An 18,180-nucleotide genomic window follows, 5' to 3' on the forward strand; every position below is an offset into this window, starting at 1 on the left:
CAACAAAAGAAAAAATTAATTATGGATATATTTTTTATTATATCCTTTTCAAAGCTATATAGTAAAAAACATACTATTTGCACGACTCACTTAAAAAACTGAAACCTTACAAGCCAGCAATAAAACTAAAAGTATCAAGCCTTAAATCCTACTTTTTCCATAAACCAATCAAGTGTTTGAGATTTGGGACGTTCAATAGGAAGGCCGTAAATTCTATCCCAAATTAACTGGGTAAGAACACCTAAAGCCCTGGAAACACCGAAAAGCATAGTGTAAACCGGGTACTCTGTAATACCGTAACTAGAAAGCAAGCTACCTGAGATAGCATCTACGTTGGGCCAAGGATTTTTAACCTTTCCGGTTTGCACCAAGATTTCAGGGACTACTTCATACACCTGTTTTACCAATTTAATTAAAGGAGCATCAGGAATATACTTATTAGCAAAATCCAGTTGAACGGTAAATCTTGGGTCAGTTTTACGTAACACGGCATGTCCATAACCGGGAATGACATTTCCGGAATCGAGTGTTTTTTTAGCAAATTCTCTGACTTGTTCGGTGGTAGGTGAATCGGTACCCAGTTCATCCATCATTTTTTCGAGCCAGTGCATTACATTTTGATTGGCCATGCCGTGCAACGGACCAGCTAAACCATTCATTCCTGCAGAAAAGCTATAATAAGGATTAGACAAAGCAGAACCTACCAGATGTGTAGTATGAGCGGAAACATTACCTCCCTCATGGTCGGCATGAATTACCATATATAAGCGCATAAGGCGTTTTACCTCCTCGGAGTCGAATCCCATCATATGAGCTAAATTACCAGCCCAATCGAGAGAAGGGTCAGGATCGATATACTGTTCATTGTGGAAAACCCTGCGATAAATATAGGCAGCAATTATTGGCAGCCGGCTAATAAGATCCATAACCCCTTCATACATCGGATCCCAATATTCTTTTTTATCCAAACCGGCCAGGAAAGCCCTCCTGAAGTGAGATTCTGTACTCATGGCCAAGATCGCCACGTTAAATTGGATCATTGGATGGGCACTTTTGGGAACAGAATCAATGACATTAAAAACGTGCGGTGGTATATTTTTTGCTCTTTCAGCCCAGTTTTGACTAAGGAATTTTACATCGTCATGTGATGGCAACTCCCCCAACAGCATAAGATAAAATAACCCTTCTGGTAAAGGTTCGCCATCCTCCTTCAACTTTGGCAGTTTTTCCCTTAATTCCGGGATTGAATAACCTCTAAACCGAATACCTTCTTCAGGGTCTAGTTTGGAAGTGCAAGTTAATAATGAAACAACGCCTCTCATTCCTGAAAACACCTGATCGAGAGTAACTTCTTGAATGACTTTGTCGCCATATTCTTTTTGGAGCTTCTTAACCAATTCAGCTTGAGGTCTTCCTATCGTAATAAGCTTTTCCTTAATATAATCCATATTTTTAAATAATTATTATTTGAAATTAATGATTTCAGGTATAAACCGAAAGAGACCAGAACTGATATTTAAACAACGAGAAATAAAAATTGTTCTGTAGAAGTATTAAAGCAAAAAGCCGAACAGAATAAATCTGCTCGGCTTATATCCTCCAAAAAGAAAAAGGTTCCCAAAAGGGAAAAATATTGCGGAACCCAAGTTATTTTTTCACTACTCTTTGGTAGCCATAAATTGCAGCACTACCTAATTCTTCTTCGATACGGAGCAGTTGGTTATATTTAGCCATACGATCGGAACGACTCAGAGAACCGGTTTTAATTTGTCCACTATTAGTTGCTACGGCGATGTCAGCGATGGTAGCATCTTCAGTTTCTCCGGATCTATGCGAAGTAACGGTAGTGTAACCTGCTCTGTGGGCCATTTCTATAGCATTCAGGGTTTCGGTAAGGGTACCAATTTGATTTACTTTGATCAAAATAGAGTTACCGGCTCCTAATTCAATACCCTTTTTAAGATATTCAACATTTGTAACAAAAAGGTCGTCACCAACCAATTGACATTTACTTCCGATTTTATTGGTAAGATTAACCCAACCATCCCAATCACCTTCATCACAACCGTCTTCAATAGAATCGATGGGGTATTTCTCAATCAACTGAGCCAGGTATTCGGCTTGTTCTTCAGAAGTGCGCTTAGCACCATTGGGCCCTTCGAATTTGGTATAATCATAAATACCGTCTTTATAAAATTCGGAAGAAGCACAGTCCAAAGCTATGGATACTTGTCCGCCTTCAGCAAGTCGTCCGGGTTTATAACCGGCGTTTTCAATAGCCTTAATAATGCAATTCAATGCATCTTCAGTACCATCCAATTCAGGGGCAAAACCACCTTCATCGCCCACGGCGGTGCTGAGACCTCTTTCTTTCAAAACTTTTTTAAGAGCATGAAACACTTCTGCACCCATCCGAAGACCTTCACGGAAACTGGTAGCGCCCACGGGACGAATCATAAATTCCTGAAAAGCAATAGGAGCATCAGAATGGGAACCACCATTAATAATATTCATCATGGGGACAGGAAGCGTAACGGCATTAGTACCACCAATATATCTGTACAAAGGCAGATCAAGGTAATTGGCAGCAGCTTTAGCAGTTGCCAATGAAACCCCTAAAATAGCATTAGCACCTAATTTACTTTTGGTTTTAGTACCATCCAGTTCTAACATTTTATTATCAACGCCTACCTGGTCCAGTGAACTCATACCAACCAAGGCAGGTGCGATAACATTATTTACATTTTCAACGGCTTTTAGCACGCCTTTTCCAAGGTAGCGATTTTTATCTCCGTCTCTTAATTCGAGTGCTTCATTTTCTCCGGTAGATGCTCCAGATGGTACTGCGGCCCGGCCAACAATTCCACAATCGAGGGTTACTTCAACTTCAACGGTAGGATTTCCACGTGAATCCAAGATTTCACGGGCATGAACATTAGCAATTTGTCCCATAACTATTTTAATTTTATCTGTTAAATAAAAAAGATAGAATGTCGGATTTTATCCGCACCCAAATATTATAACATAATGGCAATTTGTCAAAAAAAAAGGATAAAGCTAAGTGCCTTTATCCCTTTTTAAGATTTTTTAAATCAAAAACAATCAGGCTTTATTCCTCCTTTTTAACATCATCATTGTCAGCAGGGGCAGAATTACTATCCTGAACGTTTGAAGAGGAATCTTCAACCACTTCTGCATCTTCTACAGCAGAGGTATTTTCTGCAGAGGTTTCAGCAACCTGTTCGGCCGCTTGACTCTTAGACGACTTCTTTCCTCTCCGGCTACGACGTGTGCGCTTTTTCTCTCCTTCTCCGGATTTGGCCGACAACATGTTTTCATTATAATCGACCAATTCAATTAAACACATTTCAGCGGCATCCCCCTGTCTATTCCCAAGTTTAAGAATCCTGGTATATCCGCCGGGGCGATTAGCCACTTTTTCAGAAATATCCCGGAAAAGCTCGGTGACCGCTTCCTTATTTTGCAGGTAACGAAATACCATTCTCCTGGAATGCGTACTATCGTTTTTTGATTTATTGATCAGGGGCTCCACATACATTCGTAAAGCTTTAGCCTTTGCCACAGTTGTCTTTATTCTTTTATGCATAATAAGCGAACAAGCCATATTGGCAAGCATAGCCTTACGGTGGGCACTGGTGCGGCTTAAATGATTAAATTTCTTTTTATGTTTCATCGCAATTATTCCTTGTCTAATTTATACTTCGAAATATCCATGCCGAAAGTCAGACCCATATTTTCCAGAAGATCATCCAACTCGGTAAGAGATTTTTTCCCGAAATTCCGAAACTTAAGCAAGTCGTTTCGATTATATTGAACCAATTCGCCAAGAGTTTCAACGTCAGCAGCCTTAAGACAATTAAGAGCTCTAACGGAAAGATCCAAATCAACGAGTTTGGTTTTCAAAAGTTGACGCATGTGGAGTACTTCTTCATCAAATTCATCGGCATCACTCTTTTCTTCGGATTCCAGAGTAATTTTTTCGTCAGAAAAGAGCATAAAGTGATGGATTAAAATTTTGGAGGCCTCCTTCAATGCATCTTTAGGATGAATAGAACCATCGGTCTGAATTTCCAAGTTTAACTTTTCATAGTCGGTTTTTTGTTCAACCCGATAGTTTTCGATATCATATTTAACGTTGCGAATTGGGGTATAAATGGAATCTATGGCAATAGTACCCAAGCCCAGGTCAACACCCTCATTTTCGCTAGCCGGTACATACCCTCTCCCTTTATTAATGACAATAGTCATTTGCAGTTTCACATCGGGATCCATGTGAGCAATTTCGAGATCTGGATTAAGTACCTTAAACCCACTAAGAAACTGATCAAAATCACCAGCGGTTAAAATTTCTTTGCCGGTAATTTCAATGGTGCATTTCTCCTGGTCGTGTCCTTCAGTAATTTGCTTAAATCTGACCTGCTTAAGATTAAGGATAATTTCGGTAACATCCTCAACGATTCCTGTAATGCTGGAAAATTCATGGTCAACACCCTCAATTTTTACAGTTGTTATCGCATATCCTTCCAGAGAGGACAACAGGATTCTTCTTAAGGCATTTCCAATGGTAATACCATATCCCGGCTCAAGCGGACGAAATTCAAAACGGCCGAATTTATCGTCAGCCTCGAGCATAATGACTTTGTCAGGTTTTTGGAATGCTAATATTGCCATAAGAATAAATTATTTAGAGTACAATTCAACGATCAACTGTTCTTTAATATTTTCGGGTATTTCAGACCTTTCGGGCACATTAAGGAACTTACCTTGCATGCTATTAGAGTCCCACTCCAGCCAGGAATATTTTTGAACGCTAGAATTCTTCAGAGATTCATTAATAACTTCAAGTGATTTGGACTTCTCGCGCACACCAATCACCTGATCGGGCTTGAGGGTATAGGAAGGAATATTAACAATTTTACCATCCACAGTAATGTGCCGATGCAATACCAATTGTCGGGCAGCAGCTCGAGTAGGGGCAATGCCTAAACGAAAAACAACGTTATCCAGTCTGGATTCTAACATCCCCAGCAATACTTCACCGGTAATCCCTTTTTTACTGGAAGCTTTTTTAAACAAATTACGAAATTGCTTTTCCAACAATCCGTAAGTATATTTTGCTTTTTGTTTTTCTTTAAGCTGTACGCCATACTCACTGGTTTTGCGTCTACGCTGGTTGCCATGTTGTCCGGGAGGATAATTTTTTCTTTCGAAATATTTATCCGGGCCGTAAATTGGTTCTCCGAATTTACGCGCAATCTTGGTTTTAGGACCAATATATCTAGCCATTCTACTAAATTTTTGATTTTAAATTTTTGATTTTAAATGATGAATATGACAGCCGCAAGATTATAGAGAGGAGGTACAAAATATAACCCATCATAATTCAAAACTCAAAATCAAAAATTTGTGATTAATAACTAGTTAAAATTATACTCTTCTTCGTTTGGGTGGACGGCAGCCGTTATGCGGCAGAGGTGTAACATCCACAATTTCGGTAATATCAATGCCACTGGCATGAATGGCGCGAATAGCTGATTCACGCCCGTTTCCAGGACCTTTAACAAATACTTTCACTTTTCTTAGCCCTAAATCATGAGCAACTTTAGCGCAATCATTAGCAGCTACCTGTGCGGCATAAGGAGTGTTCTTTTTTGAACCACGGAATCCCATTTTACCGGCACTGGACCAAGAGATCACCTGACCGTTATTATTGGTCATGGAAATAATAATATTATTGAAAGAAGAATGTATATGGGCCTGACCAACAGCCTCAACTTTAACAATCTTTTTTCTTTGACTTCCCGTCTTCTTTGCCATAATTCACTCAATTATTTCTTTTTATTAGCAACAGTTTTCTTTTTGCCTTTCCGTGTGCGGGCATTATTTTTAGTGGACTGTCCACGAACCGGAAGACCAATACGATGACGAATACCGCGATAACAGCCAATATCCATTAATCGTTTAATGTTAAGCTGTATTTGAGACCGAAGTTCACCTTCAATGGTATATTTTGCCCCAATAATCTCTCTAACTGTGGTAACCTGCTTGTCGGTCCAGTCCTTGACTTTGAGATCGCGATCAATACCCGCTTCATCAAGTATCTTACGCGCGCTACTCCGTCCAATACCAAAAATGTAAGTAAGCGCAATTTCGCCTCTTTTGTTTGTAGGAATATCTACTCCTCCTATTCTTGCCATATTACAAATATTTTATCCTTGACGTTGTTTAAACTTAGGGTTTTTCTTGTTAATCACATATAAGCGACCTTTCCGCCGTACGATTTTACAATCACTACTCCGTTTTTTTATAGATGTTCTAACTTTCATACTAATTAAATTTTCATATTTTTAATATATCAAGGTATCAGGGTAATATTACCCTCAAACCTTGCTATTAATTTAATTTAACAATTTCCAAAAATTCATGACCAAATTCAAATAAAATAAAAAAGAATAGCCATGAACATCTACGCATAATTATTTATATCTATAAGTTATTCTGCCTTTGGTTAAGTCGTACGGTGACATTTCCACTTTAACTCTGTCACCGGGCAAGATTTTTATATAATGCATTCTCATTTTCCCGGAGATATGGGCAGTAATAACATGTCCATTCTCCAACTCTACGCGAAACATGGCGTTAGAAAGTGCCTCAATAATGGTACCGTCTTGTTCAATAGAAGCTTGTTTAGCCATAAATGATGTATCGTTTTATTTTTCAGACTGCAAATGTAATACTTCTTCCACAAATTTAAAACTGCTCAATATATCTGCTTGGTCTTTTCCTACTGCAACAGTATGTTCAAAATGTGCGGAAACCTTTCTGTCTCTGGTACGGATGGTCCAACCATCAGCTTCCTGTACGATATGCCTTTTCCCCATGTTAATCATTGGTTCAATGGCAATAACCATACCCTCTTTTAATTTAACTCCGTTACCCCTTCGACCATAATTAGGCACCTCTGGCGCTTCGTGTAAATTTTTTCCTACTCCATGACCAACCATTTCTCTAACAACGGAAAAGCCAAATTGCTCCACATATGATTGAACAGCAAAACCTATATCTCCAATTCTTTTTCCTTCAACAGCCTGTTCTATACCTTTATACAAAGAAGTTTTTGTTACTTCAAGCAACTTTTTAACCTGAGGATCGACATCTCCAACACAAAAAGTATAAGCGGAATCACCATAATAACCATTAAGCAAAACTCCACAATCAACCGACACAATATCACCCTCTTTTAATGGCGTGTTATTGGGAATACCATGTACCACCTGATCATTTACAGAAGTACATAAAGAATTGGGGAAACCCTGGTAATTTAGAAAGGCAGGCTCCCCACCATGATCACGAATAAACTCCTCGGCAATTTGATCCAATTTTAGTGTTGAAATCCCAGGTTTAATCCATTTAGCCAATTCTCCCTGAGTTTTGCCAACCAACATGTTACTTTGTCGAAGAAGTTCAATTTCTTCTTTGGTTTTCAAATAAATCATTTTACACAACCACTCCCTTCTTTAATACATCGAAGCTCCACCTCCGGTGCGTCCTTTAATTCGGCCTGATTTCATTAAACCGTCGTAATGCCTCATTAACAAATGACTTTCAATTTGCTGTAAGGTATCCAACACAACTCCAACAAGAATCAACAGCGATGTACCACCATAAAAATGGGCAAAAGACTGATCAACACCTGCAATCATTGCAAAAGCAGGAAGGATAGCCACAATTGCCAGGAATATAGAGCCGGGCAAGGTAATTTTAGACATTACTGAATCTAAAAATTCCATAGTCTTTTTCCCTGGTTTAACTCCGGGAATAAACCCCCCGTTTCGTTTCATATCTTCAGCCATTTGCTGAGGATTAACGGTTATAGCCGTATAAAAATAAGTGAAAAGAATAATTAAAACAGCAAAAGTGAAATTATACCAAAATCCGGTATAATTAGCAAAAGTAGCAGCAAATCCGGTAGCGGTTTCACTTTCCGAAAATCCTGCAATAGTAATGGGAATAAACATAATGGCTTGGGCAAAAATAATAGGCATTACCCCGGCAGCATTAACTTTTAAAGGAATATACTGACGAACACCGCCATACTGTTTATTACCAACAATACGTTTGGCATACTGAACTGGGACTCTTCTGGTACCCTGAACCAAAAGAATGGTTCCGGCAAAAACAAAGAACAAAACAACCAATTCAATAAGTAGCATAACCAAACCACCGCCTTCCTCAAGTCTTGAAACAAACTCGGCAATAATGGCAAACGGTAATCGGGCTATAATCCCTATCATAATAATCAATGAAATGCCATTGCCAATACCTTTATCGGTAATACGTTCACCCAACCACATTACAAACATAGAACCTGCGGTGAGAATAATGGTTGAAGTAACAGTAAAACTCCATCCAGAAGAAGCAAAGGCGGTTTCGGGCAATTGAGCATGAAGATTAGCGATATAACCGGGTGCCTGGAATAATAAAATAACCACAGTCAAATAACGCGTAATCTGATTAATTCTCCTCCGACCACTTTCACCTTCGCGTTGCAACCGCTGAAAATAGGGTATTGCGATACCTAACAATTGAACAACAATAGAGGCAGAGATATAAGGCATAATTCCTAATGCGAAAATCGACGCATTAGAAAAAGCCCCTCCGGAAAACATATTTAATAAACCCAGTACGCCACTACTGGTCTGTGCCTCAAGATTGGCTAGTTGATTTGGATCAATACCCGGAATAACCACAAAAGACCCCAAGCGGTAAATTAAAATAAAACCAATTGTAGTCAAGATACGGGACTTCAGGTCCTCAATTTTCCAGATATTACGGATGGTTTCTATAAGCTTCATGAGTATTATTTTCTATTTAAACAGACAAGGGAAGCCCTCATCCCCAAAAAGGAGGAGGGCCCCAACTGTCTATAATTCTTCTGTAGTTCCCTGAGCAGCCTCAATAATTTCTTTGGCTTTTTTAGAGAAAGCATGAGCTTTAACATTCAACTTTGCTTTCAACTCTCCTTCACCCAAAATTTTTACCAGGTCATTTTTACCAATCAAACCAGCTTCACGCATAGTTTCGGGTGTAATATCGGAGATATTCTTTTTTTCATACAAATATTGCAAAGTACGAACATTAATAGCTTTATACTCTTTGCGGTTAATATTTTTAAAACCGAATTTAGGAACTCTTCGCTGCAAAGGCATTTGTCCCCCCTCGAAACCAATTTTTTTGGCATAGCCGGAACGAGATTTGGCGCCTTTGTGACCACGAGTAGAGGTGCCACCCAATCCGGATCCTGGACCTCGCCCTAAACGTCTTCCTTTATGGGTCGCGCCTTTAGCAGGTTTAATAGTATGTAATTCCATAATATATTCAGATAAATAACGTTAAAACCTAAATTATTTCTCAACCTTAACCAGGTGCTTAACTTTTTCGATCATTCCGAGAATATTGGGGGTATCCTCATGTTCAACGGTACGGTTTAGCTTTTTCAGACCAAGTGCATCTAGAGTACGTTTTTGTTTATAACTACACTTAATGCGACTTTTAATCTGTGTAACTTTTATTTTAGCCATCTTTAAGAATTTTATCCGTTAAATACTTTATCCAGGGATACTCCTCGCTGTTGCGCAATAGTGTAGGCATCACGCAATTCGCAAAGAGCCTTGATAGTAGCCTTAACAAGGTTGTGCGGATTAGAAGATCCCTTAGACTTAGCCAAGACATCGGTAACTCCTGCACTTTCTAAAACAGCGCGCATAGCACCTCCAGCAACCAACCCTGTACCATGAGAAGCGGGCTTCATAAAGATCCGCGCTCCGCCAAATTTGGCTGATTGTTCATGAGGAATAGTCCCATTCAAAATGGGGATACGTACCAGGTTTTTCTTGGCCGCTTCAACCCCTTTCGCAATGGCTGTAGTAACCTCATTAGCTTTACCAAGTCCCCAGCCAACAATACCATTTTCATTACCGACCACAACAATAGCAGAAAAACTGAAAGTACGTCCACCTTTAGTTACTTTGGTGACACGATTTATGGCAACCAGGCGGTCTTTAAGGTCGATATCGTTATTATTTCTAACTTTTTTAATATTTCCAGCCATAATATTTAGAATTTAAGACCGGCCTCTCTTGCAGCTTCGGCCAATTGTTTAACTCTCCCATGATATAAATATCCATTGCGGTCGAAAACCACTTGCTGAATGCCAGCTTTAAGGGCACGTTCAGCAATTAATTTCCCGACCATAGCAGCTTTTTCACTTTTCGTTCCGCTATGAGAAGCGATTTCTTTTACGAGCGAAGAGGCAGCTGCAAGGGTTCTTCCGGTTTTATCATCTATAAGCTGAACCGAAATTTGTTTATTACTACGAAAAACAGACATCCGGGGCTTTTCAGCGGTTCCGCTAATTTTTTTCCGGACCCTTCTTTTAATTTTTAGTCTTCTATTTAGTTTTGAAAAAGCCATATCTTAAAAAAATTTACTCAGATTAAACCTTAGCACTCTTACCAGCCTTACGACGAATTTGTTCCCCGACAAAGCGAATACCTTTTCCTTTATAAGGTTCAGGTTTACGTAAGGAGCGCAACTTTGCACAAACCTGTCCAAGAAGTTGTTTATCGGCCGATTCAAGAGTAATTAAAGGATTACTTTTACGGTCGGTTTTGGCTTCAACTTTTATTTCTTTGGGCAATTGAATATGTATAGGGTGTGAATAGCCCAAGGAGAGTTCCAAAACCTGCCCGTTATTTTGAGCACGGTATCCAACTCCCACTAATTCTAATTGTTTCCGGTATCCTTGAGAAACACCGACAACCATATTGTTAATCAGAGATCGATATAAACCGTGTAAAGCCTTATATTTTTTCTCATCTGAGGGCCTTTTCACTTTGATTGTTCCTTCACTCACTTCCACCGTAATATCGGGGTTGATTTCCTGGTGAAGTTCGCCTTTTGGGCCTTTAACGGTAACAACATTTTCTTTAACAGTTACGCTAACGCCCGAAGGTATGTTAATTGGTAAAATTCCTATCCTTGACATAACTAAACCTCCTTTTTTTAATAAACGTAACACAAAACTTCACCACCTATTTTTTTCAACCGAGCCTCTTTGTCGGTCATAACCCCTTGACTGGTGGATACAATAGCAATCCCAAGTCCGTTCAAAACACGAGGAATAGAACGGTACCCGGCATATTTTCTCAAACCGGGTTTAGAAACACGTATCAATTTTTTAATAGCGGCTTCTTTAGTTTTGGGATCATACTTAAGTGCCATTTTAATGACACCTTGTTTACCGTCGTCAATAAACTTATAATTTAAGATATAACCTTGATCATATAAAATCTTGGTCATTTCTTTTTTAAGGTTGGAGGCAGGCACCTCAACAACCTTATGCTTAGCCATTACGGCGTTTCTGACTCTAGTCAGATAATCTGCAATTGGATCTGTCATCTTCTTAAGTTTAAATTGATCCCGCTAACGGGACAATATTTAACACTTACTCTCCTTACCAACTAGCCTTTTTTACACCAGGAATTAATCCGGCGGAGGCTAATTCACGAAAAGTAATCCTACTAACTCCAAACTGACGCATATAACCTTTAGGACGTCCGGTAATTTTGCACCGGTTATGTTTTCTAACGGGCGAAGCATTGCGTGGTAATTTTTGCAACCCTTCATAATCACCGGCAGCTTTAAGCCTGGCTCTTTTTTCAGCGTACTTGGCAATTAGTATTTCCCGTTTTCTATCACGGGCTTTCATGGATTCTTTTGCCATAAAATCAGTTCTTTTTAAGGTTTTTAAAAGGTAATCCGAATTCCCGGAGTAAAGCAAAGGCTTCTTCATCCGTGTCGGCAGAGGTGACAAAGGTAATATTCATACCCATAATTTTATTCACCTGATCAATATTAATTTCAGGAAAAATAATTTGTTCCTGAATACCTAAGGTGTAATTACCTCGTCCATCCAATTTATCACTAATACCTTTAAAATCTCGAATACGAGGCAAAGCAACACGAATCAAACGCTCCAGAAATTCATACATTTTGTCACGACGCAGGGTTACACTGGCCCCAATAGGCATCCCTTTACGCAGTTTAAAATTGGAGATATCCTTTTTGGAATACCTGGGTATAGCTTTTTGTCCGGTAATGGCAGTTAATTCATTGATAGAGATATCCACCAGTTTTTTATCTGCCACAGCAGCGCCTACACCCTGGTTAATAACGATTTTCTCCAATCTAGGGACCTGCATAACCGATTTGTATCCGAACTCTTTCAGAAGAGCCGGAACAATTTCTTCTTTATATTTTTTTTCTAATGTAGGTGTATAGCTCATTACTTAATCTCCTCTCCTGATTTTTTTGAATAACGAACCAATTTACCCTGGTCGTTAAGTCTACGACCTATACGGGTAGCTTCCCCTGTGGAAGGATCCTTCAGGTTTAGATTGGAAATATGAATAGGTGCTTCTTTTTTAATAATACCGCCTTGTGGATTTTCGGCATTGGGTTTGGTGTGTTTACTAACCAAATTAATGCCTTCCACAATGGCACGCATTTTTTTGGGAAAGACCTCCAGCACCCTTCCTTCCTGACCTTTATAGACACCGGTATTTACAATAACGATGTCGCCTTTTTTAATATGTAATTTCCCCATAATATTTCAAAATAAAAGATTAAAGCACTTCGGGCGCCAATGAAACAATTTTCATATAACCGTCGCGTAATTCACGTGGAACGGGACCGAAGATACGTGTGCCACGCATTTCTCCGGCATTGTTGAGCAAAACGCAAGCATTGTCGTCGAAGCGGATATAAGATCCATCGGGACGTCTTACTTCTTTCTTTGTACGAACTACCACTGCTTTGCTCACAGTGCCCTTTTTCATATCGCTAGACGGTAAGGCACTTTTAACAGTCACCACAATGCGGTCGCCGATGGAAGCATACCTACGTCCGGTACCACCCAGGACGCGAATGCAAAGGACTTCTCTGGCACCGCTGTTGTCAGCAACATTCAGTCTGGTTTCTTGTTGTATCATGATTACTTAGCTCTTTCAAGAATTTCAACTAATCTCCAACGTTTGGTTTTACTCAAGGGTCTGGTTTCCATTATTCGTACCATATCCCCTTCATTACAGGCATTTTCGGCATCATGAACATGAAACTTTTTGGTCTTTTTTACAAATTTACCGTAAATGGGGTGTTTTTCACGTATTTCCACTGCCACAACGATAGATTTGTCCATCTTGTTGCTCACCACAATGCCTGTTCTTTCTTTTCTAAGATTTCTGGTTCCCATAAAACTCATTGTTTTTCATTCAATTGTTTTTGACGCAAGATAGTTTTCAAGCGTGCAATATCACGTCGGGTGTGTCTAATCTTCATTGGATTTTCCAGAGGCGAAATGGAATGATTAATTTTCATGCGAACCAGTTCCTGACTAAGCGTTTCAATACGCTCTTTAATTTCGCTTGGTGTCATTTCTCTAATTTCCGAACTTTTCATACCTCTTAATCATTTGAAGATTCGACATAATCCCTACGAACTACAAACTTAGTAGTAACGGGTAGTTTTTGAGCAGCCAAACGTAAGGCTTCTTTAGCTACATCATATGGTACTCCGTCGCATTCGATAAGAATACGTCCGGGCGTAACGGGAGCAACAAAACCTTCGGGGCTACCTTTCCCTTTACCCATTCTCACCTCAGCAGGTTTCTTGGTAATAGGTTTATCTGGGAAAATACGTATCCATATTTGACCCTGACGTTGCATATAACGTGTCACTGCTACCCGGGCAGCCTCAATTTGCCGACCGGTAATCCATTTTGATTGCAATGACTTAATACCAAAAGAACCGAATGCAAGTTCATGCCCGCGTTGGGCGTTGCCCTTCATTCTTCCCTTTTGTTGTCTTCTGTATTTTACTTTTTTTGGTTGTAACATCGTTAGTTCAATTAAAGGTTTAACCGACGATTACTTTCTTCTCTTCTTGAAACCGCCTTTTCCGCGACCACCGCCTGAATCTTTCGCACTATAACTAGGTGAAAGATCGGGTTTTCCGTAAATTTCGCCTTTACAAATCCAAACTTTGATACCTATCAAACCTGTTTTTGTAAGAGCTTCGGCTTTAGCGTAATCAATATCGGCACGGAAAGTATGAAGGGGCGTTCTACCTTCTTTATACATTTCGGAACGGGCCATCTCTGCACCGTTTAAACGGCCAGAAACCTGAATTTTAATACCTTCAGCACCCATTCTCATGGCAGAGGCAATGGCCATTTTCACCGCCCGGCGGTAAGCAATACGTCCTTCAAGTTGCCGAGCAATATTATTGGCAACAATGATGGCATCCAACTCCGGTCGCTTAACCTCAAAAATATTTATCTGAACTTCTTTATCCGTAATTTTCTTTAACTCTTCCTTGAGTTTATCCACTTCTTGTCCGCCTTTCCCGATAATAATACCCGGCCGGGCAGTATGCACGGTAATGGTCACCAGTTTCAAAGTACGTTCAATCACGATACGTGAAACACTGGCCTTTGCCAGACGAGCATTAAGATATTTACGGATCTTGGAATCTTCCAAGAGCTTATCGCCATAATCTTTACCTCCGAACCAGTTGGAATCCCATCCTCGGATAATTCCTAATCTGTTACTTATTGGATTTACTTTTTGTCCCATCTAGCTCAATTTAATTTTCTTGGTTTTCAATCTTACTCTCAACCTTAATGGTAACGTGGTTCGACCGTTTCCTGATGCGGTGAGCCCGTCCTTGCGGTGCTGGTCTTAACCGTTTAAGAATACGACCTGAATCCACATAAATTTCTTTAATATAGAGGTTGGCATCTTCCAGCCGGACATTTTCATTTTTTTCCTTCCAGTTGGCGATAGCTGACAACAATAATTTTTCAACCCGTCGGGAAGCCTCTTTGGTGGAAAACTTCAAAACATCGAGTGCCTTATTAACCTCCATGCCGCGAATCATATCGGCAACGAGCCTCATTTTACGGGGAGAAGTAGGCACATTACGAAGCCTGGCAACACATTCCTGTTTTCTGGCTTCTTTTAATTTTTCTGCTCTTATTCTTTTTCTTGCACCCATTATTTTTTCATTAAATAATTAGAACTACGGGCGATCATTTCTTTCTGTTACCTGCATGCCCACGGAAAGTACGCGTGGGAGCAAATTCGCCCAACTTATGTCCTACCATATTTTCGGTAATATAAACGGGAATAAATTTATTTCCGTTATGAACCGCAATAGTATGCCCCACAAATTCGGGAGCAATCATTGATGCACGGGACCAGGTTTTAATAACCGACTTTTTGCCGGACTCATTCATGGCTGAAATCTTACGTTCCAGTTTATAATGAATATAGGGTCCTTTTTTTAAAGATCTGCTCATAATTCAAATACAATTAACCGTTTACTTTTTCCTTCGTTCGAGAATGTATTTAGAAGAAGCTTTCTTGCGATTCCTGGTTTTATAACCTTTAGCAAGAAGGCCTTTCCGTGATCTGGGGTGTCCCCCTGAAGCACGACCTTCACCACCACCCATTGGGTGATCTACAGGGTTCATCACTACACCACGTACTCGTGGACGACGTCCAAGCCACCGCGAACGTCCGGCTTTTCCTGAACGCTCCAATGCGTGATCAGAATTACCAACAGCTCCAATAGTAGCTCGACAAGTGGTAAGGATCATTCGCGATTCTCCGGAAGGTAATTTCACAACGGCATATTTTCCTTCGCGAGCAGATACCTGTGCAAAGGTTCCTGCACTGCGTACCAATGCTCCCCCCTGACCGGGACGTAGTTCTATATTATGAACAATAGTACCCAAAGGAATATCTCCTAAAGGAAGAGCATTCCCAATTTCTGGTGGCACACCGGGCCCTGATAAAACCTTTTGTCCTACCTGCAAACCATTAGGTGCAAGAATGTACCGTTTTTCACCATCTTCATAAACCAGCAAGGCGATTCTTGCACTCCGATTAGGATCATACTGAATAGAATCAACCACTGCCGGAACACCGTCTTTATCTCTCTTAAAATCGATTACTCGGTACTTCCTTTTGTGGCCACCACCAATATAACGCATGGTCATTTTTCCGGTGTTGTTACGACCTCCGGTTTTTTTAAGTGGCCTCAACAAGGACTTCTCTGGTACACTTGAGGTAATCGTATCAAATGCACCAATAATTTTGTGTCTCTGCCCTGGTGTAACGGGCTTTAGTTTTCTTACTGCCATGTCAATTAAATATTGCTAAAGAAATCAATCTTATCTCCTTCGGCTAATGTTACAATTGCTTTTTTGAAAGAATTAGTACGCCCGCTGATGATACCGCTTTTGGTATACCGTACTTTGGCTTTACCTTGATAATTCATGGTATTAACGCGATTAACGGTAACTCCATACATCTCTTCAACGGCCTTCTTTATTTCAAGCTTATTGGCTCGCTTGTCAACAACAAAGCCATATCGGTTTAAGGTATCGCCCAGCATGGTCATTCTTTCTGTTACAATCGGCTTAATAATAATATTATTCATAACTTAGTTTGTTAAGCGTTAAACAGTTGAACGATTTCTTCCACCGAACTTTCGGCTAAAACAAGCGATTGGGCGTTCATAATATTATAAGTATTCAAACTGGCTAGATTTGCCACCTGACATTTGGGAATATTCCTGGCTGAAAGAATTACATTTTGATCTACATTCTTAAAGACAAAAAATGTTTTCTTTCCATCTAGCTTCAGATTTTTCTGAATATTCACAAATTCTTTGGTTTTGGGTGCCTCCATTGTAAAGTCTTCAACAACAACAATAGCGTTGTTCTTAGCTTTGTAAGCCAAAGCCGACTTACGCGCCAATTGCTTTAATTTTTTATTTAATTTAAAGCGATAACTTCTCGGGCGCGGACCAAACACACGACCACCCCCTCTAAACAAGGGCGATTTAATACTACCGGCACGAGCAGTACCAGTACCTTTTTGTCTTTTAATCTTTTTTGTACTACCGGCAACTTCAGAACGCTCTTTTGCCTTATGGGTACCCTGACGGTTATTGGCCAAAAATTGTTTCACATCAAGATAGATGGCATGATCATTGGGCTCAATACCGAAAACAGAGTCGGGCAATTGAACTTTCCTGCCGGTTTCCTGTCCTTGGATATTAACTACGTTCAGTTCCATTACTTTTCGATAATTAAATATGAACCCTTAGGTCCCGGAACAGACCCTTTAACCATCAAAAGGTTATTTTCGGGAATAACTTTAACAACTCTCAGGTTTTCAATTTTAACGCGCTTACCGCCTGTACGGCCGGCCATTCTCATGCCTTTAAACACCCTTGATGGGAAAGAAGAACCTCCAAGCGAACCGGGTGCTCTGAGACGGTTATGCTGACCATGTGTCTGATCGCCCACACCGCCAAAGCCGTGACGCTTAACAACCCCCTGAAAACCTTTACCTTTGGAAATTCCGGTAACATCAACAAAGATGTTTTCCTCAAAGAGGTCAACGGTTAATACATCCCCCAATTTCAGGTCTTGTTCAAAATCTCTCAATTCAACCAGCTTGGCCTTGGGAGAAACACCAGCCTTTTTAAAATGCCCTAACATTGGTTTGGTGGTGTTTTTCTCTTTTTTATCGTCAAAAGCCAATTGCACGGCTTCATACCCATCAACCTCTTTGGTTTTAATTTGGGTGACGACGCAAGGACCAGCTTCGATAACAGTGCATGGAATATTTTTTCCATCGGCACTGAAAACGGAAGTCATTCCGATTTTTTTTCCTATTAATCCTGGCATTGCTTTATAATTAAAAATTAGATCACACTTTAATTTCTACTTCCACCCCACTAGGCAGTTCAAGTTTCATGAGGGCATCAATAGTTTTAGCCGTTGAGCTATAAATATCAATCAGCCGTTTATATGATGCCAGTTCAAATTGTTCGCGCGACTTTTTATTAACAAAAGTAGAGCGCAACACGGTAAAAATCCGTTTATGAGTAGGAAGCGGAATGGGACCACTAACGACAGCCCCTGTCGATTTCACAGTCTTCACGATCTTCTCGGCAGATTTATCTACCAAATTATGATCGTACGACTTCAGTTTGATTCTTATTTTTTGGTTCATAATCCTAGAT

32 protein-coding genes are annotated in these 18,180 nt (G+C 40.0%); all 32 read right to left on the bottom strand.

Annotated elements, in window-relative coordinates; genetic code table 11:
• Nucleotides 1-134 precede the first annotated feature (134 nt).
• Nucleotides 135-1,448, bottom strand: coding sequence for a citrate (Si)-synthase (locus BM130_RS06420; RefSeq protein WP_010527078.1), 1,314 nt, complete (start codon nucleotides 1,446-1,448; stop codon nucleotides 135-137).
• A 199-nt stretch (nucleotides 1,449-1,647) separates the two neighbouring features.
• Nucleotides 1,648-2,952: a phosphopyruvate hydratase gene (gene eno / locus BM130_RS06425; RefSeq protein WP_010527077.1), complete on the bottom strand. Its 1,305-nt coding sequence runs from the start codon at nucleotides 2,950-2,952 to the stop codon at nucleotides 1,648-1,650.
• 157 nt (nucleotides 2,953-3,109) lie between these two features.
• Complete coding sequence (gene rplQ / locus BM130_RS15880) at nucleotides 3,110-3,694, bottom strand: 50S ribosomal protein L17 (protein ID WP_010527076.1); 585 nt, start codon at nucleotides 3,692-3,694, stop codon at nucleotides 3,110-3,112.
• A gap of 5 nt (nucleotides 3,695-3,699) precedes the next feature.
• On the bottom strand, nucleotides 3,700-4,692 hold the full coding sequence (locus BM130_RS06435; RefSeq protein WP_010527075.1) for a DNA-directed RNA polymerase subunit alpha: 993 nt from the start codon (nucleotides 4,690-4,692) through the stop codon (nucleotides 3,700-3,702).
• Nucleotides 4,693-4,701: 9 nt separating this feature from the next.
• Nucleotides 4,702-5,307, bottom strand: a complete 606-nt coding sequence (gene rpsD / locus BM130_RS06440) for a 30S ribosomal protein S4 (protein WP_010527074.1) — start codon at nucleotides 5,305-5,307, stop codon at nucleotides 4,702-4,704.
• 141 nt (nucleotides 5,308-5,448) lie between these two features.
• Entirely contained in the window at nucleotides 5,449-5,838 is a 390-nt protein-coding gene (rpsK, locus tag BM130_RS06445) for a 30S ribosomal protein S11 (protein ID WP_010527073.1), read from the bottom strand.
• An 11-nt stretch (nucleotides 5,839-5,849) separates the two neighbouring features.
• Nucleotides 5,850-6,218 (bottom strand): 30S ribosomal protein S13, encoded by a 369-nt coding sequence (gene rpsM, locus BM130_RS06450; protein WP_010527072.1) that lies wholly within the window; start codon nucleotides 6,216-6,218, stop codon nucleotides 5,850-5,852.
• Nucleotides 6,219-6,230: 12 nt separating this feature from the next.
• Nucleotides 6,231-6,347, bottom strand: coding sequence for a type B 50S ribosomal protein L36 (gene ykgO, locus BM130_RS06455; RefSeq protein WP_010527071.1), 117 nt, complete (start codon nucleotides 6,345-6,347; stop codon nucleotides 6,231-6,233).
• 150 nt (nucleotides 6,348-6,497) lie between these two features.
• Complete coding sequence (infA, locus tag BM130_RS06460) at nucleotides 6,498-6,716, bottom strand: translation initiation factor IF-1 (protein WP_010527070.1); 219 nt, start codon at nucleotides 6,714-6,716, stop codon at nucleotides 6,498-6,500.
• Nucleotides 6,717-6,731: 15 nt separating this feature from the next.
• Nucleotides 6,732-7,517, bottom strand: a complete 786-nt coding sequence (map, locus tag BM130_RS06465; RefSeq protein WP_010527069.1) for a type I methionyl aminopeptidase — start codon at nucleotides 7,515-7,517, stop codon at nucleotides 6,732-6,734.
• 21 nt (nucleotides 7,518-7,538) lie between these two features.
• On the bottom strand, nucleotides 7,539-8,876 hold the full coding sequence (secY, locus tag BM130_RS06470; protein ID WP_010527068.1) for a preprotein translocase subunit SecY: 1,338 nt from the start codon (nucleotides 8,874-8,876) through the stop codon (nucleotides 7,539-7,541).
• A 69-nt stretch (nucleotides 8,877-8,945) separates the two neighbouring features.
• Complete coding sequence (gene rplO / locus BM130_RS06475) at nucleotides 8,946-9,392, bottom strand: 50S ribosomal protein L15 (RefSeq protein WP_010527067.1); 447 nt, start codon at nucleotides 9,390-9,392, stop codon at nucleotides 8,946-8,948.
• Nucleotides 9,393-9,425: 33 nt separating this feature from the next.
• Nucleotides 9,426-9,602, bottom strand: a complete 177-nt coding sequence (gene rpmD, locus BM130_RS06480) for a 50S ribosomal protein L30 (protein WP_010527066.1) — start codon at nucleotides 9,600-9,602, stop codon at nucleotides 9,426-9,428.
• Between the two features lie 11 nt (nucleotides 9,603-9,613).
• The gene (gene rpsE / locus BM130_RS06485) at nucleotides 9,614-10,132 is read right to left on the bottom strand and encodes a 30S ribosomal protein S5 (protein ID WP_010527065.1); all 519 of its coding nucleotides are present in this window, start codon (nucleotides 10,130-10,132) and stop codon (nucleotides 9,614-9,616) included.
• 5 nt (nucleotides 10,133-10,137) lie between these two features.
• A complete protein-coding gene (gene rplR / locus BM130_RS06490; protein WP_010527064.1) occupies nucleotides 10,138-10,494 on the bottom strand; it encodes a 50S ribosomal protein L18 in 357 nt (118 codons plus the stop codon).
• Between the two features lie 22 nt (nucleotides 10,495-10,516).
• A complete protein-coding gene (rplF, locus tag BM130_RS06495; RefSeq protein WP_010527063.1) occupies nucleotides 10,517-11,068 on the bottom strand; it encodes a 50S ribosomal protein L6 in 552 nt (183 codons plus the stop codon).
• A gap of 17 nt (nucleotides 11,069-11,085) precedes the next feature.
• Entirely contained in the window at nucleotides 11,086-11,481 is a 396-nt protein-coding gene (gene rpsH / locus BM130_RS06500) for a 30S ribosomal protein S8 (RefSeq protein WP_010527062.1), read from the bottom strand.
• A gap of 55 nt (nucleotides 11,482-11,536) precedes the next feature.
• Complete coding sequence (gene rpsN / locus BM130_RS06505; RefSeq protein WP_010527061.1) at nucleotides 11,537-11,806, bottom strand: 30S ribosomal protein S14; 270 nt, start codon at nucleotides 11,804-11,806, stop codon at nucleotides 11,537-11,539.
• 4 nt (nucleotides 11,807-11,810) lie between these two features.
• Nucleotides 11,811-12,368, bottom strand: a complete 558-nt coding sequence (gene rplE / locus BM130_RS06510; protein WP_010527060.1) for a 50S ribosomal protein L5 — start codon at nucleotides 12,366-12,368, stop codon at nucleotides 11,811-11,813.
• The gene (gene rplX, locus BM130_RS06515; RefSeq protein WP_010527059.1) at nucleotides 12,368-12,688 is read right to left on the bottom strand and encodes a 50S ribosomal protein L24; all 321 of its coding nucleotides are present in this window, start codon (nucleotides 12,686-12,688) and stop codon (nucleotides 12,368-12,370) included. The genes rplE and rplX overlap by 1 nt, the downstream gene beginning before the upstream one ends.
• A gap of 19 nt (nucleotides 12,689-12,707) precedes the next feature.
• Nucleotides 12,708-13,073 carry a 50S ribosomal protein L14 gene (rplN, locus tag BM130_RS06520; RefSeq protein ID WP_010527058.1) on the bottom strand — a complete coding sequence of 122 codons (366 nt, stop codon included), beginning with the start codon at nucleotides 13,071-13,073 and terminating at the stop codon, nucleotides 12,708-12,710.
• A 2-nt stretch (nucleotides 13,074-13,075) separates the two neighbouring features.
• Nucleotides 13,076-13,333, bottom strand: a complete 258-nt coding sequence (gene rpsQ, locus BM130_RS06525) for a 30S ribosomal protein S17 (protein WP_010527057.1) — start codon at nucleotides 13,331-13,333, stop codon at nucleotides 13,076-13,078.
• 5 nt (nucleotides 13,334-13,338) lie between these two features.
• Entirely contained in the window at nucleotides 13,339-13,539 is a 201-nt protein-coding gene (gene rpmC / locus BM130_RS06530) for a 50S ribosomal protein L29 (protein ID WP_010527056.1), read from the bottom strand.
• 5 nt (nucleotides 13,540-13,544) lie between these two features.
• Nucleotides 13,545-13,976: a 50S ribosomal protein L16 gene (gene rplP / locus BM130_RS06535; RefSeq protein ID WP_010527055.1), complete on the bottom strand. Its 432-nt coding sequence runs from the start codon at nucleotides 13,974-13,976 to the stop codon at nucleotides 13,545-13,547.
• A 30-nt stretch (nucleotides 13,977-14,006) separates the two neighbouring features.
• A complete protein-coding gene (rpsC, locus tag BM130_RS06540) occupies nucleotides 14,007-14,714 on the bottom strand; it encodes a 30S ribosomal protein S3 (protein ID WP_010527054.1) in 708 nt (235 codons plus the stop codon).
• Between the two features lie 10 nt (nucleotides 14,715-14,724).
• Complete coding sequence (gene rplV / locus BM130_RS06545) at nucleotides 14,725-15,135, bottom strand: 50S ribosomal protein L22 (protein ID WP_010527053.1); 411 nt, start codon at nucleotides 15,133-15,135, stop codon at nucleotides 14,725-14,727.
• Nucleotides 15,136-15,169: 34 nt separating this feature from the next.
• On the bottom strand, nucleotides 15,170-15,439 hold the full coding sequence (gene rpsS / locus BM130_RS06550) for a 30S ribosomal protein S19 (protein WP_010527052.1): 270 nt from the start codon (nucleotides 15,437-15,439) through the stop codon (nucleotides 15,170-15,172).
• A gap of 21 nt (nucleotides 15,440-15,460) precedes the next feature.
• Nucleotides 15,461-16,285 (bottom strand): 50S ribosomal protein L2, encoded by an 825-nt coding sequence (rplB, locus tag BM130_RS06555; protein ID WP_010527051.1) that lies wholly within the window; start codon nucleotides 16,283-16,285, stop codon nucleotides 15,461-15,463.
• A 5-nt stretch (nucleotides 16,286-16,290) separates the two neighbouring features.
• Complete coding sequence (gene rplW, locus BM130_RS06560; RefSeq protein ID WP_010527050.1) at nucleotides 16,291-16,584, bottom strand: 50S ribosomal protein L23; 294 nt, start codon at nucleotides 16,582-16,584, stop codon at nucleotides 16,291-16,293.
• A gap of 11 nt (nucleotides 16,585-16,595) precedes the next feature.
• Complete coding sequence (rplD, locus tag BM130_RS06565; RefSeq protein WP_010527049.1) at nucleotides 16,596-17,225, bottom strand: 50S ribosomal protein L4; 630 nt, start codon at nucleotides 17,223-17,225, stop codon at nucleotides 16,596-16,598.
• On the bottom strand, nucleotides 17,225-17,842 hold the full coding sequence (gene rplC, locus BM130_RS06570) for a 50S ribosomal protein L3 (protein WP_010527048.1): 618 nt from the start codon (nucleotides 17,840-17,842) through the stop codon (nucleotides 17,225-17,227). Before rplC ends, rplD begins: the two co-directional genes overlap by 1 nt.
• A 22-nt stretch (nucleotides 17,843-17,864) precedes the next feature.
• Nucleotides 17,865-18,170, bottom strand: a complete 306-nt coding sequence (gene rpsJ / locus BM130_RS06575; protein WP_010527047.1) for a 30S ribosomal protein S10 — start codon at nucleotides 18,168-18,170, stop codon at nucleotides 17,865-17,867.
• Nucleotides 18,171-18,180: the final 10 nt, after the last annotated feature.

The organism is Thermophagus xiamenensis, from assembly GCF_900112795.1.
Lineage (GTDB): Bacteria > Bacteroidota > Bacteroidia > Bacteroidales > Marinilabiliaceae > Thermophagus > Thermophagus xiamenensis.